The organism is Terrabacter sp. P2_E3, assembly GCF_056403915.1.
Genome location: NZ_JBFUEN010000008.1, coordinates 156,935 through 183,030, shown reverse-complemented (window position 1 = coordinate 183,030; position 26,096 = coordinate 156,935). Strand labels below are relative to the sequence as shown.

Here is a 26,096-nt window from a genome sequence, read left to right as displayed (position 1 = left end):
GCCAGCCGTATGCCGCAGAGCGGGCTCCCCGACGTGACCGTCCCCCGGCGGCTGCGTGCGCCCGCGCCCGGCTGGACGGCCACCGCCGACGTCATCGTCGTCGGCTCCGGCGTCGCCGGCCTCACGACGGCCCTGCGGCTGAGGCGCCGCGTCGACCGCGTGCTCCTCGTGACCAAGACCGTCCTCGACGAGGGCTCGACGGCCTGGGCGCAGGGCGGCATCGCCGCCGTCATGTCGCCCGAGGACAGTGCCGCCGAGCACATCCACGACACCCTCGTCGCCGGTGTCGGCCTCTGTGACGTCGACGCCGTCGAGGCGCTCGTGCGCGAGGGCACCGACGCCGTCTGGGACCTCATCGCCCTCGGGGCCGAGTTCGACCGTGGCGACACGGGCGGACTGTCCCTGACCCGCGAGGGCGGGCACCATCGCGACCGCATCCTCCATGCCGGTGGCGACGCCACGGGCCGCGAGATCAGCCGCGCCCTCATCGCCGCCCTCGACCGCGTGCGCGACGACCCCGGCATCGAGGTGATCGAGCACGCCCTCGTCGTCGACCTGCTGACCGACGCGGATGCCCGGGTGTGCGGCGTGACGCTCCACGTCATCGGCGAGGGGCAGGTCGACGGGGTCGGCGCGGCCCACGCCCGTGCCGTCGTGCTCGCCACCGGTGGACTCGGCCAGATCTACGCCTCGACGACGAACCCGTCCGTCGCGACCGGAGACGGCATGGCGGCCGCACTGCGGGCCGGCGCCGTGCTCGCCGACCTCGAGTTCGTCCAGTTCCACCCGACGGTCCTGTGGCTCGGCGAGGGCTCGCGCGGCCAGCAGCCGCTCATCTCCGAGGCGGTCCGCGGCGAGGGCGCCTTCCTCGTCGACGAGGCGGGAGAGCGCTTCATGCAGGGCCAGCACCCGCTCGCCGACCTCGCGCCGCGCGACGTCGTGGCCCGCGCCATCATCGCCCGGATGCGCGAGACCGGTACCGACCACGTCTACCTCGACTGCCGCCACCTCGGCGCCGAGTTCCTCGAGCAGCGCTTCCCCTCGATCGTCCAGCGCTGCCGCGAGCTCGGCTTCGACCCTGCGACCCAGCTGCTCCCGGTCGCACCCGCGCAGCACTACGCGAGCGGTGGCGTGCGCACCGACCTGCGCGGCCGCTCCTCGCTCGAGGGCCTCTACGCGTGCGGCGAGACCTCGTGCACCGGCGTCCACGGCGCCAACCGCCTCGCCAGCAACTCGCTCCTCGAGGGGCTCGTCTTCGCGCGCCGCATCGCCGACGACCTCACGGCCCGGCTCGGGGCCGGCGAGCTCCCCGAGACGACGCCCGTCGCACCGGTCGGTGAGCCCGAGCTGATCCGCGGCAAGCGCCGCCTCGACGTGCAGCGCGCCATGACGTCGGGGGCCGGAACGGTGCGCTCAGCCGCGTCGCTCGCCGCGACGCAGGAGACGCTCGCGGCGCTCGCGGCGCGCGCCGTCGCCGACGACGCCGACAAGCAGGGCGGTCCCAAGAGCTGGGAGACGACCAACCTGCTCCACCTCGGACGCGCGCTGACGTATGCCGCCGCGCTGCGTGACGAGACCCGTGGCGGTCACGTGCGCGAGGACTTCCCGGCCCGCGACGACGCGCACTTCCTGCACCACGTGCACCTCCAGCGCTCCGGCTCTGGCGTGCTCGAGGCGACGGTCGTGCCCGTGCCCCGCTCGAACCTCGACGGCCTCGACCTCGACGGCTCGGTGCCGCTCGACGTGCTCGACGAGGACCGCGCGGACGGGGCGCGACCCGCGAACGGGGCTGGACGGCATACGCAACCGGTGGGATCGACGGAGGAGACGCAGTGAGCGGCGACGGGCTGAGCGGGTTCCCGCACGAGTGGGCGCGTGAGCTCGTCACGGTCGCGCTCCGTGAGGACCTCGGTCCCGAGGGTGTCGACGTGACGACGCTCGCGACGATCCCCTCCGACCAGACGCGAACGGCCGAGATCGTCGCGCGGGCGCCGGGCGTCGTCGCAGGCGTGCCGGTCATCGGCCTCGTGCTGGCGGCGGTCGCGGAGCAGCTCGGCCGTGACGTGCCGACGGTCGAGGTCGTGGGCGACGACGGCTCGCGGCTGGAGCGCGGCGACGTCATCGCGCGGCTGACCGGGCCCACCCAGGTGATCCTCGTGGCCGAGCGGACGATCCTCAACATCCTGAGCCGGCTGTCGGGCGTGGCCACCCACACCCGTCGCTGGGCGGACGCGCTCGAGGGCACGTCGACGATGGTCCTCGACACGCGCAAGACGACGCCGGGCATGCGCTGGCTCGAGAAGTACGCCGTGCGCTGCGGCGGCGGCACGAACAAGCGCATGGGTCTCTACGACGTCGCGATGATCAAGGACAACCACAAGCTCGCGGCCGGCTCGGTGGCGGCGGCGTATGCGCTCGTCCGCGGGCGCTTCCCCGACGTCGACGTGCAGGTCGAGGTGACGACGCCGGCCGAGGCGCAGGAGGCCTACGACGCCGGGGCGCGCTTCATCATGTGCGACAACATGAGCGTCGACGTGCTCGGCGAGACGGTCGGCCTGCTCCGCGCCGCCGGCGAGCCCGTCGAGATCGAGGCGACCGGTGGTCTGACGCTCGAGGTCGTGCGGGAGTACGCCGGGACCGGGGTCGACTTCGTGTCGGTCGGCGGCCTGACGCACAGCTCACCCATCGTCGACATCGCCCTCGACCTCACCGACTGAACCCGTCGAAAGGCCACGTCGGCGGGCGTAGCCTGCGGTGCAGGAGGGTGCCGTGGGTGTCGTCGACGAGCTGGTGCGCGCCAGAGCCGAGTTCGAGCGCGGTGAGTGGTCGGCCGCCCTCGACCGGTGGTCCGCGGTCGAGCCCGAGGGGCTGACGGCCGACGACCTCGAGTCGTCCGCCGCGGCAGCGCACCTGCTCGGACGCATGACGGACGCCGTCGAACGCTATCGGCGGGCCTTCGACGGCAGGCTCTCCGAGCACGACACCGCAGGGGCCGCTCGGTGCGCCTTCCACCTGTCGATGATCGGCCGCACGAGCGGAGACCAGTCTGCGGCAGCTGCGTGGCTCAGCCGTGGTGAGCGCCTCGTCGCGGCACTGCCCGACGGGAGCCTGGAGTCCGGCTACGTCGCGTTCGCGCGGATGTTCACGCACCTCGGTGCGGGTCGCTTCGCGGAGGCCCACGCGTGCGCGCTCGAGGCGACCGAGGCCGGACGACGCCATGACGACGCAGGCCTGCTGGCGACCGGGCTGTGCGCTCAGGGTCGGATGGCCATCTACGGCGACCGCGTGACCGATGGTCTCTCCCTCCTCGACGAGTCGATGCTCGAGGCGACGACCCGGACCCTGGCCCCGGTCATGCTCGGGCACGTGTACTGCACGGCCATCGAGGGCTGTCAGGAGGTCTCCGACCTACGTCGCGTCGTCGAGTGGACGCAGCTGCTGCACCGCTGGTGCACCGACCAGCCCGGCCTCGTGACCTTCACCGGGCAGTGCAGCCTGCACCGCGCCCAGGTGATGCGCGCCCACGGCGCCTGGGACGCCGCGCTCGACGAGCTCACGGCGGCCATCGAGCGCTATCGGCTGGCGAGTGCCACCGACGCCGTCGGGCAGGCCGCCTGCGAACGCGGCGACCTGCTGCGCCTACGCGGCGACCTCGAGGCCGCCGACGCGGCCTACCAGCTGAGTGCGGAGCACGGCTACGACCCACAGCCGGGGTCGGCCCTGCTCTGGCTGGCCCGGGGGAGGACGGCTGCCGCGCTCGCGGCGGTGCGCAGGCTGCTCGGTGAGCCGGGACCGGCGGTGCGACGCAGCCGGATCCTGCCGGCCGCCGTGGACGTCCTGCTTGCCGCGGACGACGTCGACGCAGCCCGGGACGGTGCTCGCGAGCTCGACGGCCTCGCGGAGTCCTTCGGGTCAGAGGTGCTCGCCGCGACGGCGGCCACGGCCTGGGGCCGCGTCGAGCTGGCTGCCGGCGACCCGGCGGGTGCGCTGCCCTACCTGCGCAAGGCGCACCAGGCCTGGGTGCGCCTCGACGTGCCGCACGAGGCCGCGCTCGCCCAGGCGGCCGGCGGGCGGGCGCTCCTCGCGCTGGGCGACGACGAGTCGGCCCGGCGGTCACTGGCGTCGGCGCGCGAGGTGCTCGTGGCGCTCGGGGCCCGACCCGACGTCGACGCGCTCGACCGGCTGGGCTCACCCGGGACGCGACCCGCGGGCCTCACCGAGCGCGAGGTCGAGGTGCTCGGCCTCGTCGCCGAGGGCCGGAGCAACGCCCAGATCGCGACCGCGCTCGTGCTGAGCGACCGGACCGTGGCCCGCCACCTGAGCAACATCTTCACCAAGCTCGACGTCGGGAGCCGCACGGCCGCCGCGGCTTTCGCCTTCGAGCACGACCTCGTACGCCGTCAGCCCTGACCTCGCCGAACCACTGAGAACCGGACCGGTCGAGGCCCTCGACCGGTCCGGCACCGCACCTCCCCGTGGTCTCACCCGGCAGCGGCGCCCACCTCGATCGGCGTGGTGGCTGCGGTCGACCGCCTGGCGATGTGGGCCGCCACGTGAGCCGCGTCGCGACCGACGCCGGGCAGCACCATCGAGGCGAACGCGTACTGGAAGGCGAGTCCGCAGAAGAAGAGGCCGGGCACGTCCGTCGAGACACCGCGGTACTCCCGCGGCCAGCCGTCCTCGCCGATGATGGGGAGGTCGATCCAGTCGAAGCGCTGCTCGAACCCCGTGGCCCAGACGACGTTGGCGACGTCGAGGACCGTCCCGTCGTCGAGGGTCGGGCGTCCGTCGGCCACGCCGGTGACGCGCTGCACCTGGCGCTCGACACCACGCGCGGCGAGGTCTTCCCGCTTGACCCGGAGCATCGGTCCGCCGTGGTGGCGGATCTCGGCCATCATCTTCCGGCCGACCGGGGTCCGGCGCGTCAGCACGTGGCGCCAGGCGAAGAGCAGGAAGGGGAACGCCACGTGCACGGCGGGGGTGTCCCAGCGCACGGGGATCTGGCCGCAGTCACGCCCGGCCAGCACGGTGCGCCGGCCCTCGGCGAGCTCGTAGGCGATGTCGCAGCCGGAGTGCGAGGCGCCGACGACGAGCACCGACCCGTCGCGCAGCTGGCTGGGCCGCCGGTACTGGCTCGAGTGCAGCTGGAGGATCGACGCGTCGAGGTCGGCCGCGAAGGCCGGCACGTGCGGCGCCCGCCCGAAGGTCCCTGTCGCGACGACGACGTTGCGACAGGCGATGCTGCCGCGGTCGGTCGTGACGACGAATCCGTCACCCGCCGGCGCGGCTGCAAGCCGCTCCACCCGCACGCCGAGGCGAACGGGCAGACGGAAGCGGGCGGCATACGACTGGAGGTAGGCCGCGACCTCGTCCTTGCCGGGGAACGACCGGGGGTCGCCCGGGAACGGCATCCCGGGCAGGGAGTCGTGCCGGACGGAGGAGTAGAGCCGGAGCGAGTCGTACTGCTGGCGCCAGCCGTCCCCGACGGCCTCGTTGCGCTCGAGGAGCACGCACTCGCGCCCCCGCTCGGCGAGCTCGTGCGCCATGGCCAGCCCTGCCTGGCCCGCGCCGACGATGACGGTCTCGATGGTCTCCATGGTGTCCTCCCGGTGGTCGATGTCTCGACGGTAGGAAGGGCAGGGCGGTCACCGCGTCGGCAGCGGTGCCCATCCCCGACGCAGGGCATGGGTAGGAATGACCACGCCGGGTCCGGCCTCTCGACGGGTCGGGGGCGACCCGAGCCGGCCTCTCGACGGGCGTCAGTAGCGTCGGTGCCAGAGGTTGACGGCGTAGTCGACGCCGGTGGCGTCGGGATGCTCGGCGAGGATGAGGTCGGCGTGCTCGGGTGCGAACTCGATGCCGACGACGGCCTCGAAGTCCTCGCGCGAGTCGAAGTCCCACCGGATGTCGAGGCGCTCGCGCTGCCAGCCCTGCCGCTCCCAGAAGCGCTCGACCGCGCGCGGGTCGTAGCCCGGCAGCGCCCGGCGGAACCACTGACCGAACGTCGAGCGGGTCGCGTCGTTGTCGACGACGAACGCCGCTCCGCCCGGCCGCATGACGCGGTCGAGCTCGGCGAGACCGGGCTCGCACCCGGGCCCGAAGAAGTACGCCCACCGCGCGTGCGCCACGTCGAACGACCCGTCGGGCACCACGATCGCGGCGGCGCCCTCCTCGCGGACCGTCACTGACGGCATACCCGAGACGCGTTGTGCCGCAAGCGAAGCGAGCGGTGGGTGCGGTTCGACGCCGACGACCGAGCGGGCGTCGCGCGCGAAGAAGGGCAGGTGGTATCCCGTGCCGCAGCCGATGTCGACGACGTCGAGCCCCGACCAGTCGAGGACCGACCGCATCGCGTCCTCGATGACGTGGGCGCGGTCGACGCCGCGGTTCTCGACCTCGTAGACGTCGGGGGTCTCCCAGATGTTGGGGGAGGGGATGATCCCGGACTCGTCGCTCATGGGTTGCGCTGCGCCTCGATCGTGGCGGGGTGCACGAGCAGCGGCAGCAGCTTGCGCACGCCGCGCGCGCGGACAGCCTTGACCTGGGCGAGGTGCGCCTCGGCGCGGATCGCCAGCTCGGCGTAGGCGAGCGGTCCCATGAGCTCGGTGAGCTCGGGCGCGTTGGAGCGGTAGACCGGCTCGCGGCCGACGTGCGCCTCGGAGTTGCCGGAGCAGTACCAGTCGAGGTCGTGGCCGCCGGGGCCCCAGCCGCGGCGGTCGTACTCGGTGATCGTCACCTCGAGGTAGCTCGAGTCGTCGGGCAGCTCGACGGTGCGGAAGGTGCGGCGGATCGGCAGCTGCCAGCACACGTCGGGCTTGAGGGTGTGCGGCTCGACGCCCGTGAGGACCGCGTGCTGGTGCAGCGCGCACCCGGCGCCTGCCGGGAAGCCGGGTCGGTTGAGGAAGATGCAGGCGCCGTCGACGACCTTGGTCTTGCGCGCGCCGTCCTCCTTCTCGGTCCAGTCGTCCTTGCTCCCCGTGGCGCGGCCGACCGAGTGGTACTCCCACTCGTCCTCGCCGAGGTCCTCGACGGCCTTGGCGACGCGCTTCCAGTCGTCCTTCTCGGTGAAGTGGGCGCCGAGGGTGCAGCACCCGTCGTCTGGCCGGCCGGCGTAGATGCCCTGGCAGCCGCTGCCGAAGATGCACGTCCAGCTGCTCGTCAGCCAGGTCAGGTCACACCGGTAGCGCTGGTTCGTGTCGGCGGGGTCGGTGAACTCGACCCAGACGCGGGGGAGGTCCAGAGGTGCTTCAGCCACCGGCTCACCCTATGCCGCCGACGTTTCCACCGCGCCGACGACGCCCACCCCGTGGATGGTGCGTCGCGAGCGGGCCTGCGTGCGTATGCCGTGTGCTTCCCCGGGTGCGGGCGGCGGCGTACGCTGACCGTGGCGTCCAGGTCGCCACCGGTGCGCGGGAAGGGGCTCAGCCTCCCTGGGGCACGGCAGCAATGCGGTCCGACCTCCTTTCGGCCCGACGAGCGCACGCGGGCACGACGAGAGGAGGCCGTCATGGCCCTGTCCCTGCCCGCCAACCCCGACCTCGAGCACCTGCGGCGCGATGCACGCAGCCTGCAGCGCGCCGTCCGGTCCGCCCAACCGGTCGCACTGCGCCTGGTGTCCCGATTTCATCCCGAGGGGCTGCCCGCCGAGACGGCGTCTTTCGCCCTGGCCGACGCGCAGCTCGTCGTGGCGCGACGGCTCGGCTTCGCGAGCTGGCCGCGGCTTCGCGCGTACCTCGCCGCGGCCGCGGACCTGAGCCGCGACCCCGCCGCTCTCGACCCGGCGCCGGAGGCATCGACCGCAGTCGACGCCGGCGAGTTCGCGTCTCTCGCAGCGGCGCTCGCGTGTCTGACGTACACCGAGCGTGACGAGCCCGAGCGCTGGTCCCGTGCAGCGCGGCTGCTCGCGGACGATCCGGAACTCGTGAACCGCGACGTCTTCGTCGCGGCGGCCGCCGGCGACGCGGAGGCCCTGCGATCGCACGTCGCCGCAGACCGCGGAGCGGCGACCCGAGAGGGCGGCCCCTTCCGATGGCCGCCCCTGCTCTACGTCGTCTACTCGCGGATGCCGCAGGGCGACGCGGTCTCCTCTGTGCGGGTGCTGCTCGATGCCGGGGCCGACCCCGACAGCGGCTACCTCTGGCAGGGGCTGCCCACCGCCTTCACCGCGCTGACCGGCGTCTTCGGTGAGGGCGAGCAGGGGCCGGGCCGCCAGCCCCGGCACCCGCAGTGGCGGGCGCTCGGCGAGCTGCTCCTCGAGCGCGGCACCGACCCCAACGACCGGCAGGCGCTCTACAACCGGATGTTCAACCGCGACGACAGCCACCTCGAGCTGCTCCTCGAGCACGGGCTCGGCCGGCCCTCCTCCGACGTCTGGGCCCGCCGCACGGGCGAGCCCGCCGAGACCCTCGAGGAGATGGTCGCTCGTCAGGTCGACTGGGCGCGCGCCCATGGTTTCGTCGACCGCCTCGAGCTCCTCGTCGCCCACGGTCTGGCGACAGAGGGCTCCGAGCACCTTGCACCGGGCGATGTCGTGGGCGACGGCATCCCGGTCACCGGCCCGTGGCCGGGTGACCCGAGGGTGCCTGACATCCACCGAGCGGCCACGCCCGAAGCCGTCCGCGCCGCCGTCGCCGCCGGTGCTCGCGTCGATAGCCTCCGCGACGGGCGCACGGCTCTGCACCGGGCGGCGTTCATGGACGACGTCGATCTCGTCACCGCGCTGCTCGAGGTCGGCGCCGACCCGACCGTCGTCGACGCGATGCACGGCACGACGCCCTACCGCTGGGCGCTGTGGGCGAGAGCCGAGCGCGCCGCGGCCGTGCTGCGCGACGCCGCCGGACGGCATACGCCAGGGGTCGACGCGGGCGAGGACTAGCGTGTGGGCATGACGTCGAGAGCCGGCAGCGAGACGACGCCGAAGGGGCGCGGACGCCGTCCCGGCGGCACCGACACGCGCGCGGTGATCGTCGATGCCGCTCGAAAGTCGTTCGCGGCCAAGGGATACGACAAGGCGAGCATGCGCGGGATCGCCCGTGAGGCCGGCGTCGACCCTGCGCTCGTGCACCACTACTTCGAGGGCAAGGCGGGCCTCTTCGCGGCCACGCTCGACGTGCCGGTCGACCCGGCCGAGCTCATCGCGCGCATCACGTCGGGTGACGTCGACCGGCTCGGGTGGCGGATCGTCGAGACCTTCCTGACGGTCTGGGAGCCGCCGGAGCGGCGTGACGCCCTCGTGGCGCTCGTCCGGTCGAGCATGACGAGCGAGGAGGCCGCGCGCATGCTGCGGGAGTTCCTCGGGCGCGAGGTCTTCGGCCGCATCGCCGCGAGCACCGGGGCCTCGGACCCGCAGCTGCGCGGGGCCCTGGCCGCGTCGCAGATGATCGGGCTCGTCGTGGCGCGCTACGTCATCCGGGTGCCGGCGCTGGCCGACGCGACGCGCGAGCAGCTCGTCGAGCGCATCGGACCCGTCCTCCAGCACCATCTCGTGGACAGGGTGCCCGAGCAGGAGTAGATTTCATCACATGATGAATAACAGTGGTCCGGCGGTCGCCGTGAGCGGCCTGCAGGTCGTGCGCGGGAAGCGGCGGGTCATCCCGGGCCTCGACCTCGAGATCCCCGCCGGCCAGGTGGTCGGCCTGCTCGGGCCGTCCGGCTCGGGCAAGTCGACGCTCATGCGCTGCATCGTCGGCGTGCAGATCCTCGAGTCGGGCACCGTCACGGTCCTCGGCCATCCGGCGGGCTCGCCCACGCTGCGCGACCGCGTCGGCTACGTCACGCAGACTCCCAGCGTCTATGCCGACCTCAGCGTCCGCGACAACGTCACCTACTTCGGTCGGGCCATCGGTCTGCGCGGCGCCTCCCTGCGCGAGGCCGTCGACCGCACCCTCGCCGAGGTGGACCTCGTGTCCTACGCCGACCAGCTCGTCCAGGACCTCTCGGGTGGTCAGGAGTCCCGCGTCTCCCTCGCCGCCGCGCTCGTCGGCCGGCCGAGCCTGCTCGTGCTCGACGAGCCCACCGTCGGCCTCGACCCGGTCCTGCGCCGTGACCTGTGGGACCTCTTCCGCCACCTCGCCGACCGCGGACACTCGCTCGTCGTGTCGAGCCACGTCATGGACGAGGCGACGCGCTGCGACCGGCTCGTGCTGCTCCGCGAGGGTCGCGTCCTCGCCGACGTCACGCCTGCCGAGCTGCTCCAGCAGACGGGCGCCGTCGATGCCGACGCCGCCTTCCTCGCCCTCATCGACGCCGAGACCGCCCGGTCCGGAGAGAGGAGCTCGTCGTGAACGCCGGACTCACCGCGGCCACCTCCGGCCGCGTCCTGCGCCAGGTGCGCACCGACCACCGCACCATCGGCCTCATCATCGTCGTGCCGTGCGTCCTGCTCGGCCTGCTCGCGTGGATCTACACCGGCACGCCCGTCTTCGACGCGATCGGCCCGGCCCTGCTCGGTGTCTTCCCGATGGTCGTGATGTTCATCGTCACCTCCGTCGCGACCTTGCGTGAGCGCCAGTCCGGCACGCTCGAGCGTCTCCTGACCACGCCCATGGGCAAGGGTGACTTCATGCTCGGGTATGCCGGTGCGTTCGGAGCGCTCGCCGTCGTGCAGGCTGTGATCGCAACGGGATTCGCGGTCTGGGTGTGCGGTCTCGGCGTTGCCGGGCCGGTGTGGCTGCTCGTCGTCGTCGCGGTGTTCGACGCCGTCCTCGGCACGGCGCTGGGCCTGCTCGCGAGCGGCTTCGCGCGCACCGAGTTCCAGGCGGTGCAGTTCATGCCCGCCTTCCTCCTGCCGCAGTTCCTGCTCTGCGGGCTGCTCATCCCGCGCGACCAGCTGCCGACCGTCCTCGAGTGGGTCAGCAACGTCCTGCCGCTCTCCTACGCCGTCGACGCGATGAAGGAGATCGCGCGCAATGCCGACCCTGTGACCGCGGTGCTCGGCGACCTCGGCATCGTCGCGGCCTTCATCGCCGGAGCCCTCGCCCTCGCCTCGCTCACGCTGAGCCGCCGCTCCGCCTGACGGCATACGCCCCCTCCGTCGACGGAAGACGCCCCCTCCGCCCCGACCGAACGCCGCGTTCGGTCGCGAACTCAGTGTTCTGCCAGCGCGTTCGCCGTCGAACGCCGCGTTCGGCGGGGGAGGGCCGAGGGCGAGGGCGCGGCCGGCCCCGGCACTAGGGTTGGGGCATGCGCCTGGGCGTCATCGACATCGGGTCCAACACGGTCCACCTGCTCGTCGTCGACGCACACCCCGGCGCGCAGCCGCTGCCTGCCTTCTCGCACAAGACCGAGCTGCGCCTCTCGGAGAGCCTCGAGGCCGACGGCCGGGTCAGCGACGCGACGGCCGACCGGCTCGTCGCCTTCATCCGCGAGTGCCTCGACGTCGCGGAGGACCAGGGCGTCAGCGACCTCTTCGCCTTCGCGACGTCGGCGCTGCGCGAGTCGCCGAACGGCGAGGCGATCATCGAGCGGGTGCGCACCGAGACCGGCGTCGAGCTCGAGGCCCTGAGCGGCGCGGACGAGGCGCGGATGACGTTCCTCGCCGTGCGTCGCTGGTTCGGCTGGTCGAGCGGGCGCCTGCTCGTCGTCGACATCGGCGGCGGCTCGCTCGAGCTGGCGTGCGGTCTCGACGAGGAGCCCGACGTGGCCCTCAGCCTGCCGCTGGGTGCCGGACGCCTGACCCGCGAGCGGCTGCCCGGTGACCCGCCCTCGGAGCTGGCCGCTCGCGAGCTGCGCGCACACGTCCGGTCGAGCCTCGCCGAGCACGTGCGACCGCTGCTGACGTCCGGGAGCCCCGACCGAGCGGTCGGGACCTCCAAGACGATGCGCTCGCTCGCTCGCATCGCGGGTGCCGCGCCGCGCGCCGAGGGCCCGTTCGTGCCGCGGACGCTCTCGCGCGACGACCTCCACGAGATCGTGGCTCGCGTCGGACGGCTCGACACCGCCGCACGCTCGAACCTGCCCGGGGTCTCCGAGGGTCGCGCCCGCCAGCTCTACGCGGGGGCGCTCGTTGCCGAGGCCGCGCTCGACCTGCTCCAGGTCGAGCAGCTCGACATCTGCCCGTGGGCCCTGCGCGAGGGCCTCATCCTCCGTCGCCTCGACCACCTGACGTCGTGACGCACCGGATCCACAGCGGACGCACGGCCCGGCCCGAACCCGCCCCGGGTGCGTGGCGCAGAATGGCCGCATGACCATCCGGGTCGCCCTGTCGACCGCCTCGCTCTACCCCGACAACGCGGCGACCGCCTTCGCGACCGCGGCGCGGCTCGGCTACGACGCGATCGAGGTCATGGTCTGGACCGACCCCGTGACGCAGGAGGCCGGTGCCCTGCGGGCGCTGTCGGAGCTGCACGCCCTGCCGATCGTCTCCGTCCACGCGCCGACCCTGCTGCTGACCCAGCGCGTGTGGGGGACCGACCCGTGGGGCAAGGTCGACCGCTCCATCGACCTCGCGCTCGAGGTGGGTGCCGGCACCGTCGTGCTGCACCCTCCCTTCCGCTGGCAGCGGGAGTATGCCGCCGGGTTCGTCGACGGGGTGGCGCTGCGTGAGCACGAGTCGGGGATCAGGCTCGCGGTGGAGAACATGTATCCGTGGCGCACGGCGCGGCGCGAGGTCATGGCCTACCTCCCGCACTGGGACCCGGTGGGCCAGCCCTACGACAACGTGACGCTCGACCTCTCGCACACGGCGACCGCCGGCTCCGACGCGCTGCTCATGGCGCAGTCGCTCGGGTCGCGACTCGCGCACCTGCACCTCGCCGACGGACTCGGCTCGTTCCTCGACGAGCACCTCGTCCCCGGGCGCGGTGGCGAGCCGTGCGGCGCCGTGCTCGAGCACCTCGCCGACAGCGGCTGGGGCGGCGACGTCGTCGTCGAGGTGTCGACGCGCAAGGTGGGGCGGGACCAGCGCGAGGTCGACCTCGCCGAGGCGCTGGCCTTCGCCCGGCTCTCCCTCGTCCCGACCCGAGGCGCCAGCCGCATCTGACCGCCTCCACCCGGCAACACACCGTGCAGGTAACAACCCACCGCGATCCGATCCCGGTGGGTTGTGACCTGCTCGGTGTGTTGCCCGGAAGGGGCCTCTCCGGGGACGTCGGGAGGATCAGGCAGTCGTGGGGCGCCAGCCACGAGGGCGCACCGAGACCATGTCGACGCTCGCGTCAGGGCCGGCGTCGATGGCCAGGCGCGCGGCCCGGACGACCGAGGAGACGTCGAGGTAGGAGCCCGGGTCGTACTCGGCGCCCTCGAACTCGACGAGCTCGCGCTGCATGTCGGTGTCGACCCGGCCGGGGTGGAGCGACGTGACGCGGACGCCGTGCTCGCCCTCCTCCTGCCGCAGCGAGTCGGTGAGCGCTCGGAGGGCGAACTTCGAGGCGCAGTAGGCGCCCGAGGCAGGGGTCGCCGTCAGGCCGGAGCCCGAGTTCACGGTGACGACGAGGCCGTGGGCGACGCGCAGGGCAGGCAGGAGCGCTCGGGTGACGGCAGCGACGGCGACGACGTTGACGGTCATCGAGTCGGCCCAGTCCTGCACGGGCGAGCCGGCGAGGGTGCCGTTGCGCAGGACGCCGGCCGAGTGGACGAGCACGTCGACCCGAGGCAGGCGTGGGACGAGGGCCGCGAGGGCGGTGTCGAGCGACCCGCCGGGGGAGCAGTCGGCGAGGTCGGCGACGAGCCCCTCGGCGGACGGGAGCGAGGCGACGACGTCCGCGACCGACTCGGCGCTGCGCCCGCCGACGACGAGGTGGTGCGTCGGGGCGAGGTCGCGCACGAGGGCGAGCCCGATGCCGCGCGTGCCGCCGGTGACGACCGCGACCGGCCGCCGGTCCGGGTCGGTGGCGGGAGCGGGGGCGTCAGGCGGGGGCGCAGAACTCATCCCGCCACCCTACGAGCGCCACCCCGCCCTCGCTCGAGTGAGCGCTCAGTCCCACTCGAGGGAGCGCTCCGTCCCACGATCCGCGGGGCTGGTGTGGCTGGCTGCTCACTCGACTGTTGCGGGGCGCTCACTCGACGGGGACGGTGGGGGCGCTCACTCGAGTGTGGTGGGGGCCGGCATGCGGCCTCGGTCGGGCAGGCGCGGGCTCAGGCGAGGCCGAGGGCCTGGGCTTCCTCCCAGAGGTCGTCGCGGACCCGCGGGTGGGCGCAGTTCTCGATGATGTCGTGGCACTGGTCCGTCTCGCTGCGACCCCACAGCGGCGCCACCCCTTGCTCGGTGACGATCGCGCTCTGCTGGAAGCTCGTGACCGGCTCGTCGAGCAGCGGCACGATCGTCGACACGTCGGCGCGGGGGTGCCACGAGCGGAGCGCGATGAACGACTGGCCGCCCGCGGAGTGCAGCGCGCCGACGATGAAGTCGGTCTGCCCGCCGAAGCCGGAGTGGATGCGCGCGTTGATGCGCGAGGCGTTGGCCTGGCCGAAGAGGTCGACCTCGAGGGCGGTGTTGACCGAGGTCATCTGCCGCTGCGAGGCGATGAGGCCGGGGTCGTTCGTCTTCTCGGTGCGCATCATCCGCACGCGCGGGTTGCCGTCGAGCCACGCGTAGAGGTCGGTCGAGCCGAAGCTGAACGACGTGACGAGCGGGTGGTCCGGGTCGAGGGCGCCGGCCTCGTCGAGGGCGAGCACGCCGTCGGAGAACATCTCCGTCCACATCCGGATGCCGCGGCGCGAGGTCAGCGCGGACAGCGTCGCGTCGGGCACCGCGCCGATGCCGAGCTGCATCGTCGCGCCGTCCTGGACCATGGCCGCCACGCGCTCGCCGATGAGCCGGCTCTCGGGGTCGGGCTCGGTCGCTGCGTGCGAGGGCAGCGGCGCGTCGACCTCGACGACGAGGTCGACGTGCTCGAGCGGCACCTGGGCGTCGCCGAACGTGTAGGGCATCTGCGGGTTGACGACCGCGACGACGAGCCCGCCCCGGGCCCGGCACGCCTCGAGGGCCGCGGGCAGGACGTTGACCTCGAGTCCCATGCTGACCTGGCCGTTGCGCGGCGGCGCGCAGTGGAGCAGCACGGCGTCCGGCGGCAGCGCCCGGCCGTAGAGCAGCGGCACGAGCGACAGGCGCGAGGGAACGTAGCGCAGCCGGGGGTGCCGACGCATACCCGGTCCGACGAAGCACGTCTCGACGGTCACGCCGTCGCGGTCGGGCAGCCCGGCGGGAGCGTTGAGCGCGTGGAGCACGTAGCCCGGCTGGGCCGCGTCGAGCGCCCGGACCGCCTCCCAGGGGACCGCCATGTTGCCGCTGACGACGACACGGGGGTTCTCCGGGAGCGCTCGAAGCCGCTGGGTGAGCTCGTCGATCGTCGCCGTCCGCACTCCTTCATCCTCGCGCAGCGCGCGCCACCGCGAGGGCGTATGCCGTCCGGCGTGACGAACGTCGCCCCGACCCTTCGCGCGTGGCGGGGGTCTGGGCGGTCGGCGACGGGGCGGAGCCGGCGGGTCAGCTGGCCTTCTTGGTGGCCGCCTTCTTCGCCGTGGTCTTGGCCGTCGACTTCTTGGCCGTCGTCTTCTTCGCCGCGCTCTTCTGCGTCGTGGCCTTCGTGGCCGTGGCCTTCGCAGCGGTCTTCTTCGCGGGCTTCTCGGAGTCGGAGTCGGCGTCGGAGGCGCTCGAGCCGCCGGTCTTGGCGGCCTTGGCCTTGTCGACACTGCGCTGCAGGGCCGCGAGCAGGTCGACGACCTCGGTCTCCTCGCCCTTGGCCTCGGGCATCTCGGTGATGTCGCCGCCCTCGATCTTCGTCGCGACGAGCTGGGTCACGGCCTCGGAGTAGTCGTCCTCGAACTCGTCGGGCTCGTAGTCGCCCGACAGCGAGTCGACGAGCGACGACGCCATGGCGAGCTCCTTGGCCGTCGCGTGCGTCTCCTCCGAGAGGGACTCGAACTCGGGGGCGCGGACCTCGTCGGCCCACAGCAGCGTCTGGAGCACGATGACGCCGTCGCGCACGCGGAGCACGGCGAGCGTCATCCGGGTGCGCACCGACACGGTGACGAGCGCCATCCGGTCGGCCTTCTCGAGCGCGTCGCGGAGCAGCACGTAGGGCTTGAGGCCCGTCTTGTCGGGCTCGAGGTAGTAGCTCTTGTCGAAGAGCAGCGGGTCGATCTGCTCGGACGGCACGAACTTCTCGATCGAGATCTCCTTCGTCGACCGCGTCGGAAGGCTCTTGAGGTCCTCGTCGGTCAGCACGACCATCTGCCCGTCGGCGGCCTCGTAGCCCTTGGCGATGTCGGAGTAGGGCACCTCCTCGCCGTCGATCGAGCAGACGCGTTGGTACTTGATGCGGCCGCCGTCCTTCTCGTGGACCTGCCGGAACTGCACGTCGTGGTTCTCGGTCGCCGAAAAGAGTCGGACCGGGACATTGACGAGGCCGAACGACACGGCGCCTTTCCAGATGGCTCGCATGAGAACAAGAATGCACCCATGCGCCCCATGCTCGCGACGCCGACGACGACGATTCCGGTCGGCGACCGCTGGCAGCACGAGGTCAAGTGGGACGGCATGCGGGTGCTGGCCGACGTCGTGGACGGCGAGATGCGCCTCTTCTCCCGCACGGAACGCGACGTCACCGTCGCGTTCCCGGAGCTGCGCGGGCTCGCGAACGAGTACGCCGACATGCTGCTGGACGGCGAGATCGTCTCGATGCGCGACGGCGTGCCGTCGTTCGCCGCGATGGCCGAGCGGTTCCACGTCACCGACGCCCGCCGGGCCGCGATGCTCGCCGAGGCTGCGCCGGTCACCTTGATGACCTTCGACCTGCTGCGGCTCTACGGAGTCGACCTCATGCCGCGCAGGTGGACCGACCGGCGCGCCACGCTCGAGCGACTCGAGCTCGCCGCCGCGCGCTGGCAGACGCCGCCGACGTTCGCCGACGGGACGACGCTGCACGCCGCGACGAAGGAGCAGGGCCTCGAGGGCATCGTGTCCAAGCGCGTCGACTCCGTCTACGTGCCCGGGCTCCGCTCTCCCCACTGGCTCAAGTCGCCCCACCGCGGCACCGTCTCGGTCGTCATCGGCGGCTGGCGGCCCGAGGCCACGGGGACCGTGTCGAACCGTCTCGGTGCCGTCCTCGTCGGGGTCCCCGGGCCGGGCGGCCTGCGCTATCTAGGGCGCGTCGGATCCGGCTTGGCCGGCAAGACGGGGCAGGCCCTCATGCGCGACCTCCAGGCTCTCACGTCGGCCGAGTCGCCTTTCGCCACAGACGTCCCCGCCGAGGACTCGAACGGCGCGACGTGGGTTCACCCGGTGCTTGTCGCCGACGTGCAGTCGCTGGGACTCAGCGGTCAGGGGAGACTGCGCCAGCCGGCATACAAGGGCCTGCGCAGCGACCTCACGCCCGGTGACGTCGACGACCACGGGGACGGTGAGTGATGGCGTACGTGCCGACCAAGGTGACCGTCGAGGTCGACGGCCGACGGATGAAGTTGTCGAGCCTCGAGAAGGTGATGTATCCGAGGGCCGGCACGACCAAGGCCCAGGTCATCGACTACTACGCGCGCATCGCGCCGGTGATTCTTCCCCACCTCCGCGACCGCGCAGTGACGCGGATCCGCTTCCCGCACGGGGTCGGCGACATGCAGTTCTTCGAGAAGAACATCCCGGCCGGCACGCCCGCGTGGATCCGGCGCGCTGGGCGCGACCCCGTCTTCCCGCTCATCGACGACCTCGCCGGGCTGACGTTCTTCGCCAACCTCAACTCGCTCGAGCTGCACGTGCACCAGTGGCGCTACGAGGGGGAGGGGCGCGATGCCGTGCCGCGGGGCCCCGACCGGCTCGTCATCGACCTCGACCCCGGGCCGGGCACCGGTCTGCTCGAGTGCGCCCGCGTCGCGCTCGTCGTGCGCGAACGTCTCGGCCGCATCGGGCTCGACACCGTCCCGGTCACGAGTGGCAGCAAGGGACTCCAGCTGTATGCCGTCCTGCCCGGCGCGCACACGAGCGACGAGATCCGCGACACCGTCCAGCAGCTCGCGCAGGAGCTGACCAAGGCCCACCCCGACCTCGTCGTGTGGAAGATGGCCAAGGAGCTGCGCCCGGGCAAGATCTTCCTCGACTGGAGCCAGAACGTCGCCGCCAAGACGACGGTCTGTCCCTACTCCCTGCGCGGCCGTGACCGCCCGACGGTGGCGGCGCCGCGGTCGTGGGACGAGATCGAGGCGGGCGCCGACGGCGGCGAGCTCGAGCAGCTGACGGCCGACGAGGTGCTCGACCGCGTGGCCCGGGACGGCGACCTGGCAGCCGAGATCACGGGCTGACCGCTGCGGTGGGCGAGCCGGGAGGTGAGGGGGCCCGCTCGCGCGAGGCCGTGACGGCATACGCCCTCCCCGTGGCGTGCGAGAGGGCCCGGCACGTCGGAGTGCCGGGCCCTCTCGGATGCGTCGCCGACCGGGGTCAGTGCGCCTTGTCGTAGGCCGCCTGGACGTCGGCCGAGATGCGGCCCCGGTCCGAGACGGTGTGGCCGTTGGCGCGGGCCCACTCACGGACCGCGCCGAGGTCGCTGCGCTTGACCGAGGCGGCGCCCGCGCGACGACGCGAGGCGGCCTTGGCCGAACCCGCCCGACGTGCGTGACCGGTCCACGTCGCGAGGTCGTCGCGAAGCTTGCGGGCATTCTTGTCGGACAGGTCGATCTCGTAGGTGACGCCATCGAGCGCGAAGGTCACCGTCTCGGCAGCCTTTCCACCGTCGATGTCATCGATCAACACCACTTCGACACGCTGAGCCATGTTTCTCCATCTGAAGTTGTTCGCTAATTCGGAGGGGATTCCGCGAATACGCGACTCGCGGGGCACGATCAATTTAGCGCGAAGACTCCGTAAATGCATTTCCATCGAAACAATGGCGCGGTCGACCGCTAAAGAGATGCACCGACGCGTGCAGGAATGACGGAAAGGCGGTGTTCCTGCCGTGGCGGGTCCTTTGTCGACGCGCGGTCGTCGACACGCGCTCGACGCTCGGCGCTCCGGGGCTCAGCGCTCCGTCGTCGGGGTGGCCTCGGCGCCCGGCGCGGCTGCCTGCGACGCCTCGTTCGCGGCAGCCTCGCGGCGGTCGTGCTCGGCCTCCCACCTGGCCTGGGCGAGGCGCTCGCGACGGTCTCCCTCGAGGATGCTCTTGATGACGAAGTAGAAGAGCGCGCCCACACCGACCGTCGGGACGATGGCGAGCAGATAGGGCATGACCGATTCCATGCCGACATTTTCTCACGGCGCCACGGCCGCCCCTCACGAGCGCTGTCGCACCGCCACCGTACGGTCGTGCCATGGCTACGAGGACGACGACCCGACGCACCCCCGGCTTCCGCTGCGGTGAGTGCGGGTGGACCACCGCCAAGTGGGTCGGTCGGTGCGGCGAGTGCCAGGCGTGGGGCACCGTGGCCGAGACGGGTGCGCCCACGGCCGCCCGCACCACGGCGGCCTCCGTCGTCACCCCGGCCCTGCGCATCGCCGACGTCGACGTGACCCGGGCGGCCGCGCGACCCACCGGCGTGGCGGAGTTCGACCGCGTGCTCGGCGGTGGCCTCGTCCCCGGCGGGGTCGTCCTCGTCGCGGGGGAGCCCGGCGTCGGCAAGTCGACGCTGCTGCTCGACGTCGCCGCCCGGGCGGCCCGGTCGGGCTCCGAGGTCCTCTACATCAGCGGCGAGGAGTCGGCCGCGCAGGTGCGCACGCGCGCCGAACGCATCTCGGCGATGGCCGACACGCTCTACCTCGCAGCCGAGACCGACCTCGCGACCGTGCTCGGCCACGTCGAGGCCCGCTCGCCGGGCCTGCTCGTCGTCGACTCCGTCCAGACCATCGCGAGTGCCGACGTCGAGGGCCAGGCCGGCAACGTCTCGCAGGTCCGCGAGGTCGCCGGTGCCCTCATCGCGGCGGCCAAGGCGCGAGGCACCGCCGTGCTCCTCGTCGGCCACGTGACCAAGGACGGCTCGATCGCCGGCCCCCGGGTCCTCGAGCACCTCGTCGACGTCGTCATCCAGTTCGAGGGCGACCGGCACTCGCGGCTGCGCCTCGTACGCGCCGTCAAGAACCGCTTCGGCCCCACCGACGAGGTCGGGTGCTTCGACCTGTCCGACGTCGGCATCACCGGGCTGGCCGACCCGAGCGGGCTCTTCCTGTCGACGCGTGACCACGCGGTGCCTGGCACGTGCGTCACCGTCACCCTCGAGGGTCGCCGACCGCTCGTCGCCGAGGTGCAGGCGCTCGTCGCACCGTCCACGCTGCCGTCGCCGCGACGCACCTCGAGCGGTCTGGACGCCTCGCGGCTCGCGATGATCATCGCCGTCCTCGACAAGCGGGCCGGGGCGCCGGTCGGCTCGCGCGACATCTTCGCGGCAACCGTCGGAGGGGTGCGCATCACCGAGCCCGCTGCCGACCTCGCCATCGTCTGCGCCGTCGCGTCGTCCGTCATCGACAAGCCCCTCGCCAGCGACGTCGTCGCCTTCGGCGAGGTCGGCCTCGCCGGCGAGGTCCGTCGGGTGACCGGTCTGGACCGCCGTCTCGCGGAGGCGGCCCGCCTCGGATTCCGCCACGCCCTCGTGCCCGCGGGCAGCCTGTCCGACTCCTCCGTGCCCGCCGGGATCCGTGCCGTCGAGGTCGCCGACGTCCCGCGGGCCATCGAGGCGATGGGACGCCTCGCCGGTGGACGGTCAACGAGCGCACCGGCCGTCGGCACCGTCTAGACTGCGACCGACCGGGGTGGACGCGCTCGGCGCCCCCATTGCGAACAGGGAAGTGATGGACCGGAACGACGAGCTGCTGCTGCGTGCGGCCCTCGCCGCCGTGGCACCCGGAACGGAGCTGCGCGACAGCCTCGAACGCATCCTCCGTGGACGCACCGGAGCCCTCATCGTGCTCGGCTTCGACCGCGTGGTCGACTCGATCTGCACGGGCGGCTTCGTGCTCGACATGGAGTTCTCGGCGACCCGCGTGCGCGAGCTGTGCAAGATGGACGGCGCCGTCGTGCTCGACCGCGAGGGCACCCGCATCCTGCGCGCCGCCACCCAGCTCGTTCCCGACTCTCGCATCGAGACCACCGAGTCCGGCACGCGTCACCGCACGGCCGAGCGCGTGGCCAAGCAGACGGGCTTCCCCGTCATCTCCGTCAGCCAGTCGATGGGCGTCGTCGCGCTCTACGTCGGCGACCTCCGGCACGTCATCGAGGGCTCGCCCACGACGCTCTCGCGCGCCGACCAGGCCCTCCAGACCCTCGAGCGCTACAAGGCCCGCCTCGACGAGGTCACCGGCACGCTGTCCGCGCTCGAGATCGAGGACCTCGTCACCATCCGCGACGTCACCGCCGTGCTCCAGCGCCTCGAGATGGTGCGGCGCATCTCGGCCGAGATCCAGGACTACGTCGTCGAGCTCGGCACCGACGGTCGCCTCCTCAGCCTCCAGCTCGAGGAGCTCGTCGGCGGGCTCGGCAACGACCGCGAGCTCGTCATCCGCGACTACCTCCCGGCGACCAAGTCGGGCCTCACAGTCGGCGACGCGCTCGCCAACCTCCAGGCCCTCAACTCCGTCGAGCTGCTCGACCTCGCGGCAGGTGCCCGCGCCGTCGGCTTCTCGGTCGTCGGCGACAGCCTCGATGCCCCCGTGTCGCCGCAGGGCTACCGCCTCCTGACCAAGGTGCCGCGCCTGCCCACCGCGATCGTCGACCGGCTCGTGTCGCACTTCGAGTCGCTCCAGCGCCTGCTCGCCGCCGGCATCGAGGACCTCATGCTCGTCGAGGGCGTCGGTGAGGGCCGTGCCCGCGCCGTGCGCGAGGGCCTGTCGCGGCTCGCCGAGTCGAGCATCCTCGAGCGCTACGTCTGACCGGCTCCGCCGCCGCATCGTTCCGTATGCCGTCCCGCGAGGTCCCGCTGTCGCTGCTCCACGAGCGCGTCAACGCCTGGTACGCCGAGTCCGGGCGCAAGGAGCTGCCGTGGCGGGCGCCGGACGCCAGCCCATGGGGCGTCTTCCTCTCCGAGGTGATGTCGCAGCAGACCCCGCTCGCCCGGGTCGAGCCGATCTGGCGCGAGTGGATGCAGCGGTGGCCGACGCCGGCCGACCTCGCGGCCGCTGCGCCGGGAGACGCGGTGCGCGCCTGGGGGCGGCTCGGCTACCCCCGGCGTGCCCTGCGGCTGCACGAGGCGGCCCGGGTCATGGTCGAGCGTCACGGTGCCGAGGTGCCGAACACCCCGGAGGGCCTGCTGGCGCTCCCCGGGGTCGGTGCCTACACGGCTGCCGCCGTGTCGTGCTTCGCCTTCGGCATCCCCGAGGTCGTCGTCGACACCAACGTCCGGCGCGTGCTGGCCCGCACGGTCGAGGGCAAGGCCTTCCCGAACCTCACGCTCAACCGCGCCGAGGCCCTACTCGCCGCCGACTCGATGCCGGCCGACCGCGGTGCCGCGAACACGTGGAACGTCGCCGTGATGGAGCTCGGGGCTCTCGTCTGCGTCGCCCGTGGGCCACGCTGCGACGAGTGCCCGGTCGCCGACCTGTGCGCCTGGAACGTCGCCGGGCGGCCGGCCTACGACGGACCGCCCCGGCGGGGCCAGGCCTGGCACGGCACCGACCGGCAGGTGCGCGGTGAGCTGCTGCGCCGCCTGCGCGACGCCCACGCGGCGCTGCCCCTCGCCCGTCTAGAGGACTCCGCGGCCGACCGCGTGCAGGTGATGCGCTGCCTCGACTCGCTCGTCGCCGACGGCCTCGTGGAGCCCTTGTCGCGGCAGAGGTTCCGCCTCCCCGCCTGAGGGACTCCACCCGCCCCACCCGCCGAGTCGAGTGAGCGCCCAACCCCACTCGAGTGGCCCCTCCGTCCCACGAGCCCCAACCGCCCACACCTTTCATCGTCGAGTGGCCCCGTGGTCACAGCACGGGTGTGACGCGTGGGACGGGGCGCTCACTCGAGTGGGACGGGGCGCTCACTCGAGTGGGGCGGGCGACGGGGTCAGACGTTGCCGAGGACGGAGCGCACGTCGATCGTGATCACCACGCGCTCGGGGTTGGGGCGAGGCTCGCGGTAGCGGGCGGCATACCTCTGCTCGGCGTCGGTGACCGAGGCCGGGTCGTCGAGGATGCGGGCGGTGCCCTGGAGCGAGAGCCAGTGGCGCCCGTCGACCTGGCACAGCACGGCGGCACACCCGGCGAGCGCGTTGCGGGCCTTGCGGCTGCCGCGGCTCGTGATGACGCGGGCGACCGACATCTCGGGGTCCCACGTGAAGCCGACCGGCACGACGTGGGGCGAGCCGTCCGGCCGCAGGGTCGTCAGCGTCGCGAGGTGACGCACCGACATGAATTCGAGGGCCTCGGGGGAGAGGTCGCGGGGAAGGGTGGCCACGGGCGACAGACTACGAGAGCCGGCATGTCACCGGCGCCTCGCGTTGATCCCGGGCCGCCTCGTCGGTAGCGTGGCCCCTTGTGCCTGCCCCCGTCCGTGCGTCGTGAAGACCTTCTGGCTGCTCGTCCGAGCCGGCTTCAGGAGGCACTCGACGTACCGGCTGGCGCTGCTGGCCGGGATGACGACGAACTCGGTCTTCGGCTTCATCCGCGCCTCGATCCTGCTCGCCGCCCTCGCGTCGGCCGGGACGGCCATCGGCGGCTACGACGCTCCGACGACGATCGCGTTCGTCTGGTGGGGTCAGGCGCTGCTCGGCACGGTCAACCTCTGGGGCTTCGCCGAGGTCAAGGACCGGGTCCGCACCGGTGACATCGCCGTCGACTTCCTGAGGCCGGTCGACCCGCAGATCGCCTATCTCGCAGGCGATCTCGGACGTGCGGGCATCAACCTCATCGGCCGCGGAGTGCCCGCGCTGCTGCTCGGTGCCCTCCTCTTCGACATGGCGTGGCCACCGTCCGCCGTCAGCTGGGTCGCGGGCGCCGTGTCCATCCTGCTCGCCGTGGTCGTGGCCTTCTCGGGCAACTTCGTCATCAACCTGCTCGCGTTCTGGCTCGTCGAGATCCGTGGCATCACGCTGCTGTGGATGATCACCGGTGGCCTGCTCTGCGGTCTCTACCTGCCGGTGCCGTGGTTCCCGGACTGGCTGCGCACCATCGCCAACTGGTCGCCCTTCCCGTCGATGCTGCAGAACCCCATCGACATCCTCGCCGGACGCGTCGTCGGGGACGACATCGCGTCGGCCGTCGGGGTGCAGGTCTTCTGGGCCGTCGCGCTGCTCGCCCTCGGTCAGGTCGTGCTGCGCGCGGGCCGTCGGCGGCTGGAGGTGCAGGGTGGCTGACACGACGCTCTCCCAACGGCTGCGCCCCTACCGGGTGCTGCTCGCGTCCCGTGCCCGGGCGCAGATGCAGTACCGCGCCTCGTTCGTCACCGACATCCTCGGCACCGTCGGTGTCGGCCTCGCCGAGTTCGCCGAGGTGTGGGTGATCTTCCACAACGTCGACGTGCTCGGCGGGCTCGACTTCACGGCGGCCCTGCTCGTCTTCGCCCTGTCCAACCTGTCCTTCTCGCTCGCCGACATGTTCGTCGGTCACCTCGACCAGCTGCCGCGCTACATCCGGGCCGGCCAGGTCGATGCCTTCTACGTGCGTCCGCTGCCGCTGCTGGCCCAGCTCATGACGAGCGACCTGTCGCTCCGGAGAGTCGGCCGGCTGTCCGTCGCCCTCGTCGCCCTCGGCGTCGCCCTGACGACCGCCGACATCGCCTGGTCGCCGGCCTCCGTGGCGCTCATCGTGCTCACCGTCGTCAGCGGCACCGCGATCTTCTCGGCACTGTTCACGGCCGCTGGCGGTCTCCAGTTCTTCCTCGTCGACGGTGCCGAGTTCACCAACGCCTTCACCTACGGCGGGTCGTATGCCGCCCAGCAGAGCCAGCAGGTCTTCCCCGACCCGTTGCGGATCTTCTGGACGTTCGTCGTGCCGACGGCCTTCGTCGCCTACATCCCGGCCGTCGCGATCCTCGGCCTCGACGACCCGCTCGCGCCGACCTGGCTCGCGTGGCTCACCCCCGTCGCCGGGCTGCTGGCCTGGGGCATCGCCGCCACGTGCTGGCGCCTCGGCACTCGTCACTACCAAGGAGCAGGCGGATGAGCATCATCGAGACGCGCGACCTCGTGCGCGACTTCAAGAAGACGCGCGCCGTCGACCGGATGACCTTCTCGGTCGAGCCCGGCGAGGCGGTCGGATACATCGGCGCCAACGGTGCCGGGAAGTCGACGACGATCAAGATGCTGACCGGCATCCTCAAGCCGACCTCCGGTCACGTGCGCACGTGCGGGCTCGACCCGATGCGACAGCGGGTCGAGGTCGCGCGCCGGGTCGGAGTCGTCTTCGGCCAGCGCTCGCAGCTGTGGTGGGACCTGCCCTTGCGCGACTCCTTCGCGATCCTCGGGGCGATCCACCGGATGGACGAGGCGGCGACGCGGGCGCGCACCGACCTGCTCGTCGAGCAGCTCGAGATGGGCCCGCAGCTGGGCACGGCGGTGCGCTCGCTGTCGCTCGGCCAGCGGATGCGTGCCGAGATCGCCGCCGCCCTGCTCCACTCGCCGGAGCTGCTCATCCTCGACGAGCCGACGATCGGCCTCGACGTGCTCTCGAAGCAGCGGTTGCGCGAGTTCCTCGTCGCCGAGCGCCGCGAGCAGGGCACGACCCTGCTGCTGACCACCCACGACATGGGCGACATCGAACGGCTCTGTGACCGGGTCCTCGTCGTCGACCGCGGCCGGCTCGCCTTCGACGGCACCCTGACCGGGCTCGCGGGCACCGTCGGCGCGCAGCGCATCCTCGTCATCGACCTCGCCCAGCCCACGCCGGACCTGCACGACGTCCCGGGAGCGACCCTCGTCGAGAGCGAGTCGGACGGCCTGCGACAGCGGCTCTCGTTCGACGCCGAGGCCACGACGGTCGCGGCCGTGCTCGCCCACGTCTCCTCACGCCACGAGGTGCGCGACCTGACGATCGAGGAGCCCGACATCGAGGACGTGGTGCGCCGCATCTACGCCGCCTCCGGCCGCGCCTGACATCCCACCCCTCCGTCGAGTGGCCCCGTGGATACTCCCGGCCCACGGGCGTATGCCGTCCCACCCGTCGAGTGGCCCCGTGACCTCAGGTGCCACTTCAGTCGTGTGACGGGTGGGACCGGGTGGCCACTCGAGTGAGGTCGTCGCCCGGCAGGGGTGCTGGAGCGGTGGGC

Annotated in this window: 26 protein-coding genes; 17 read left to right on the top strand and 9 right to left on the bottom strand. The window is 72.6% G+C overall.

Annotated elements, in window-relative coordinates; translation table 11 throughout:
- Window positions 1-9 precede the first annotated feature (9 nt).
- Genes AC1DW8_RS12200 through AC1DW8_RS12190 form a run of 3 tightly spaced genes read left to right on the top strand, consistent with a single transcriptional unit; the run spans window position 10 to window position 4,410 of the window.
- Window positions 10-1,836 carry an L-aspartate oxidase gene (locus tag AC1DW8_RS12200; protein WP_478094272.1) on the top strand — a complete coding sequence of 609 codons (1,827 nt, stop codon included), beginning with the start codon at window positions 10-12 and terminating at the stop codon, window positions 1,834-1,836.
- Entirely contained in the window at window positions 1,833-2,717 is an 885-nt protein-coding gene (gene nadC / locus AC1DW8_RS12195; RefSeq protein ID WP_478094270.1) for a carboxylating nicotinate-nucleotide diphosphorylase, read from the top strand. The genes AC1DW8_RS12200 and nadC overlap by 4 nt, the downstream gene beginning before the upstream one ends.
- Window positions 2,718-2,769: 52 nt before the next feature.
- Window positions 2,770-4,410, top strand: coding sequence for a LuxR C-terminal-related transcriptional regulator (locus tag AC1DW8_RS12190; protein WP_478094268.1), 1,641 nt, complete (start codon window positions 2,770-2,772; stop codon window positions 4,408-4,410).
- A 71-nt stretch (window positions 4,411-4,481) separates the two neighbouring features.
- Here the strand turns inward: AC1DW8_RS12190 and AC1DW8_RS12185 are convergent, their stop codons facing one another.
- The 3 genes from AC1DW8_RS12185 to AC1DW8_RS12175 form a co-directional block, all read right to left on the bottom strand.
- Window positions 4,482-5,597: a flavin-containing monooxygenase gene (locus tag AC1DW8_RS12185; RefSeq protein ID WP_478094266.1), complete on the bottom strand. Its 1,116-nt coding sequence runs from the start codon at window positions 5,595-5,597 to the stop codon at window positions 4,482-4,484.
- Between the two features lie 162 nt (window positions 5,598-5,759).
- A complete protein-coding gene (locus AC1DW8_RS12180; RefSeq protein ID WP_056773593.1) occupies window positions 5,760-6,458 on the bottom strand; it encodes a class I SAM-dependent methyltransferase in 699 nt (232 codons plus the stop codon).
- Complete coding sequence (locus tag AC1DW8_RS12175; RefSeq protein WP_020145095.1) at window positions 6,455-7,255, bottom strand: DUF3109 family protein; 801 nt, start codon at window positions 7,253-7,255, stop codon at window positions 6,455-6,457. The genes AC1DW8_RS12180 and AC1DW8_RS12175 overlap by 4 nt, the downstream gene beginning before the upstream one ends.
- A gap of 252 nt (window positions 7,256-7,507) precedes the next feature.
- On the opposite strand from AC1DW8_RS12175, the gene AC1DW8_RS12170 reads away from it, so the two are divergent.
- The 6 genes from AC1DW8_RS12170 (at window position 7,508) to AC1DW8_RS12145 (ending at window position 12,979) form a co-directional block, all read left to right on the top strand.
- Window positions 7,508-8,875: a hypothetical protein gene (locus AC1DW8_RS12170; protein WP_478094263.1), complete on the top strand. Its 1,368-nt coding sequence runs from the start codon at window positions 7,508-7,510 to the stop codon at window positions 8,873-8,875.
- Window positions 8,876-8,884: 9 nt separating this feature from the next.
- Window positions 8,885-9,511, top strand: a complete 627-nt coding sequence (locus AC1DW8_RS12165) for a TetR/AcrR family transcriptional regulator (protein WP_056826654.1) — start codon at window positions 8,885-8,887, stop codon at window positions 9,509-9,511.
- 10 nt (window positions 9,512-9,521) lie between these two features.
- Entirely contained in the window at window positions 9,522-10,283 is a 762-nt protein-coding gene (locus AC1DW8_RS12160) for an ABC transporter ATP-binding protein (protein WP_478094260.1), read from the top strand.
- Window positions 10,280-11,014, top strand: coding sequence for an ABC transporter permease (locus tag AC1DW8_RS12155; protein ID WP_056773583.1), 735 nt, complete (start codon window positions 10,280-10,282; stop codon window positions 11,012-11,014). Before AC1DW8_RS12160 ends, AC1DW8_RS12155 begins: the two co-directional genes overlap by 4 nt.
- A 167-nt stretch (window positions 11,015-11,181) precedes the next feature.
- On the top strand, window positions 11,182-12,111 hold the full coding sequence (locus tag AC1DW8_RS12150) for a Ppx/GppA phosphatase family protein (RefSeq protein WP_056826452.1): 930 nt from the start codon (window positions 11,182-11,184) through the stop codon (window positions 12,109-12,111).
- A 70-nt stretch (window positions 12,112-12,181) separates the two neighbouring features.
- Window positions 12,182-12,979, top strand: a complete 798-nt coding sequence (locus AC1DW8_RS12145; RefSeq protein WP_056826450.1) for a sugar phosphate isomerase/epimerase family protein — start codon at window positions 12,182-12,184, stop codon at window positions 12,977-12,979.
- A 117-nt stretch (window positions 12,980-13,096) separates the two neighbouring features.
- On the opposite strand, the gene AC1DW8_RS12140 is transcribed toward AC1DW8_RS12145, so the two are convergent.
- The 3 genes from AC1DW8_RS12140 to ku all read right to left on the bottom strand — a co-directional run bounded on the left by AC1DW8_RS12140 (window position 13,097) and on the right by ku (window position 16,381).
- Complete coding sequence (locus tag AC1DW8_RS12140; RefSeq protein ID WP_478094257.1) at window positions 13,097-13,867, bottom strand: SDR family oxidoreductase; 771 nt, start codon at window positions 13,865-13,867, stop codon at window positions 13,097-13,099.
- Window positions 13,868-14,073: 206 nt separating this feature from the next.
- Complete coding sequence (locus AC1DW8_RS12135) at window positions 14,074-15,300, bottom strand: acetyl-CoA hydrolase/transferase family protein (protein ID WP_478094255.1); 1,227 nt, start codon at window positions 15,298-15,300, stop codon at window positions 14,074-14,076.
- A 124-nt stretch (window positions 15,301-15,424) separates the two neighbouring features.
- Window positions 15,425-16,381: a non-homologous end joining protein Ku gene (gene ku, locus AC1DW8_RS12130; protein ID WP_056826443.1), complete on the bottom strand. Its 957-nt coding sequence runs from the start codon at window positions 16,379-16,381 to the stop codon at window positions 15,425-15,427.
- Between the two features lie 18 nt (window positions 16,382-16,399).
- Between ku and ligD (AC1DW8_RS12125) the strand changes: the two genes are divergently transcribed.
- Both ligD (AC1DW8_RS12125) and ligD (AC1DW8_RS12120) read left to right on the top strand, forming a co-directional pair.
- On the top strand, window positions 16,400-17,347 hold the full coding sequence (gene ligD / locus AC1DW8_RS12125; RefSeq protein ID WP_478094252.1) for a non-homologous end-joining DNA ligase: 948 nt from the start codon (window positions 16,400-16,402) through the stop codon (window positions 17,345-17,347).
- On the top strand, window positions 17,347-18,231 hold the full coding sequence (gene ligD, locus AC1DW8_RS12120) for a non-homologous end-joining DNA ligase (protein ID WP_056773562.1): 885 nt from the start codon (window positions 17,347-17,349) through the stop codon (window positions 18,229-18,231). The genes ligD (AC1DW8_RS12125) and ligD (AC1DW8_RS12120) overlap by 1 nt, the downstream gene beginning before the upstream one ends.
- A 136-nt stretch (window positions 18,232-18,367) precedes the next feature.
- Here ligD (AC1DW8_RS12120) and AC1DW8_RS12115 read toward each other — a convergent pair whose 3' ends face one another.
- Both AC1DW8_RS12115 and AC1DW8_RS12110 read right to left on the bottom strand, forming a co-directional pair.
- Window positions 18,368-18,700, bottom strand: coding sequence for a histone-like nucleoid-structuring protein Lsr2 (locus tag AC1DW8_RS12115; protein ID WP_478094249.1), 333 nt, complete (start codon window positions 18,698-18,700; stop codon window positions 18,368-18,370).
- 243 nt (window positions 18,701-18,943) lie between these two features.
- The gene (locus AC1DW8_RS12110) at window positions 18,944-19,162 is read right to left on the bottom strand and encodes a hypothetical protein (protein ID WP_056773556.1); all 219 of its coding nucleotides are present in this window, start codon (window positions 19,160-19,162) and stop codon (window positions 18,944-18,946) included.
- Between the two features lie 71 nt (window positions 19,163-19,233).
- On the opposite strand from AC1DW8_RS12110, the gene radA reads away from it, so the two are divergent.
- Genes radA through AC1DW8_RS12095 form a run of 3 tightly spaced genes read left to right on the top strand, consistent with a single transcriptional unit; the run spans window position 19,234 to window position 22,701 of the window.
- Complete coding sequence (gene radA, locus AC1DW8_RS12105) at window positions 19,234-20,649, top strand: DNA repair protein RadA (protein ID WP_056773554.1); 1,416 nt, start codon at window positions 19,234-19,236, stop codon at window positions 20,647-20,649.
- Between the two features lie 55 nt (window positions 20,650-20,704).
- Window positions 20,705-21,781: a DNA integrity scanning diadenylate cyclase DisA gene (disA, locus tag AC1DW8_RS12100; protein WP_056773551.1), complete on the top strand. Its 1,077-nt coding sequence runs from the start codon at window positions 20,705-20,707 to the stop codon at window positions 21,779-21,781.
- Window positions 21,782-21,807: 26 nt separating this feature from the next.
- Window positions 21,808-22,701, top strand: coding sequence for an HhH-GPD family protein (locus tag AC1DW8_RS12095; protein WP_478094244.1), 894 nt, complete (start codon window positions 21,808-21,810; stop codon window positions 22,699-22,701).
- A 197-nt stretch (window positions 22,702-22,898) separates the two neighbouring features.
- On the opposite strand, the gene AC1DW8_RS12090 is transcribed toward AC1DW8_RS12095, so the two are convergent.
- On the bottom strand, window positions 22,899-23,288 hold the full coding sequence (locus AC1DW8_RS12090) for a PPOX class F420-dependent oxidoreductase (protein WP_056773548.1): 390 nt from the start codon (window positions 23,286-23,288) through the stop codon (window positions 22,899-22,901).
- Window positions 23,289-23,391: 103 nt separating this feature from the next.
- Here AC1DW8_RS12090 and AC1DW8_RS12085 point away from each other — a divergent pair, with 103 nt between their 5' ends.
- From AC1DW8_RS12085 to AC1DW8_RS12075, 3 genes are read left to right on the top strand one after another with little or no spacing between them, the layout of a single operon-like run.
- Entirely contained in the window at window positions 23,392-24,186 is a 795-nt protein-coding gene (locus AC1DW8_RS12085; RefSeq protein ID WP_056773545.1) for an ABC transporter permease, read from the top strand.
- A complete protein-coding gene (locus AC1DW8_RS12080) occupies window positions 24,179-24,994 on the top strand; it encodes an ABC transporter permease (protein ID WP_478094241.1) in 816 nt (271 codons plus the stop codon). Before AC1DW8_RS12085 ends, AC1DW8_RS12080 begins: the two co-directional genes overlap by 8 nt.
- Entirely contained in the window at window positions 24,991-25,923 is a 933-nt protein-coding gene (locus tag AC1DW8_RS12075; RefSeq protein ID WP_056773541.1) for an ABC transporter ATP-binding protein, read from the top strand. The genes AC1DW8_RS12080 and AC1DW8_RS12075 overlap by 4 nt, the downstream gene beginning before the upstream one ends.
- Window positions 25,924-26,096: the final 173 nt, after the last annotated feature.

Coding starts and splice junctions, on each gene's coding strand:
- AC1DW8_RS12200 (WP_478094272.1), top strand. CDS start 10: ATGCCGCAGAGCGGGCTCCCCGACGTGACCGTCCCCCGGCGGCTGCGT.
- AC1DW8_RS12185 (WP_478094266.1), bottom strand. CDS start 5,597: ATGGAGACCATCGAGACCGTCATCGTCGGCGCGGGCCAGGCAGGGCTG.
- AC1DW8_RS12180 (WP_056773593.1), bottom strand. CDS start 6,458: ATGAGCGACGAGTCCGGGATCATCCCCTCCCCCAACATCTGGGAGACC.
- AC1DW8_RS12170 (WP_478094263.1), top strand. CDS start 7,508: ATGGCCCTGTCCCTGCCCGCCAACCCCGACCTCGAGCACCTGCGGCGC.
- AC1DW8_RS12165 (WP_056826654.1), top strand. CDS start 8,885: ATGACGTCGAGAGCCGGCAGCGAGACGACGCCGAAGGGGCGCGGACGC.
- AC1DW8_RS12160 (WP_478094260.1), top strand. CDS start 9,522: ATGATGAATAACAGTGGTCCGGCGGTCGCCGTGAGCGGCCTGCAGGTC.
- AC1DW8_RS12150 (WP_056826452.1), top strand. CDS start 11,182: ATGCGCCTGGGCGTCATCGACATCGGGTCCAACACGGTCCACCTGCTC.
- AC1DW8_RS12145 (WP_056826450.1), top strand. CDS start 12,182: ATGACCATCCGGGTCGCCCTGTCGACCGCCTCGCTCTACCCCGACAAC.
- AC1DW8_RS12140 (WP_478094257.1), bottom strand. CDS start 13,867: ATGAGTTCTGCGCCCCCGCCTGACGCCCCCGCTCCCGCCACCGACCCG.
- ku (WP_056826443.1), bottom strand. CDS start 16,381: ATGCGAGCCATCTGGAAAGGCGCCGTGTCGTTCGGCCTCGTCAATGTC.
- ligD (WP_478094252.1), top strand. CDS start 16,400: ATGCGCCCCATGCTCGCGACGCCGACGACGACGATTCCGGTCGGCGAC.
- ligD (WP_056773562.1), top strand. CDS start 17,347: ATGGCGTACGTGCCGACCAAGGTGACCGTCGAGGTCGACGGCCGACGG.
- AC1DW8_RS12115 (WP_478094249.1), bottom strand. CDS start 18,700: ATGGCTCAGCGTGTCGAAGTGGTGTTGATCGATGACATCGACGGTGGA.
- AC1DW8_RS12110 (WP_056773556.1), bottom strand. CDS start 19,162: ATGGAATCGGTCATGCCCTATCTGCTCGCCATCGTCCCGACGGTCGGT.
- radA (WP_056773554.1), top strand. CDS start 19,234: ATGGCTACGAGGACGACGACCCGACGCACCCCCGGCTTCCGCTGCGGT.
- disA (WP_056773551.1), top strand. CDS start 20,705: ATGGACCGGAACGACGAGCTGCTGCTGCGTGCGGCCCTCGCCGCCGTG.
- AC1DW8_RS12095 (WP_478094244.1), top strand. CDS start 21,808: ATGCCGTCCCGCGAGGTCCCGCTGTCGCTGCTCCACGAGCGCGTCAAC.
- AC1DW8_RS12075 (WP_056773541.1), top strand. CDS start 24,991: ATGAGCATCATCGAGACGCGCGACCTCGTGCGCGACTTCAAGAAGACG.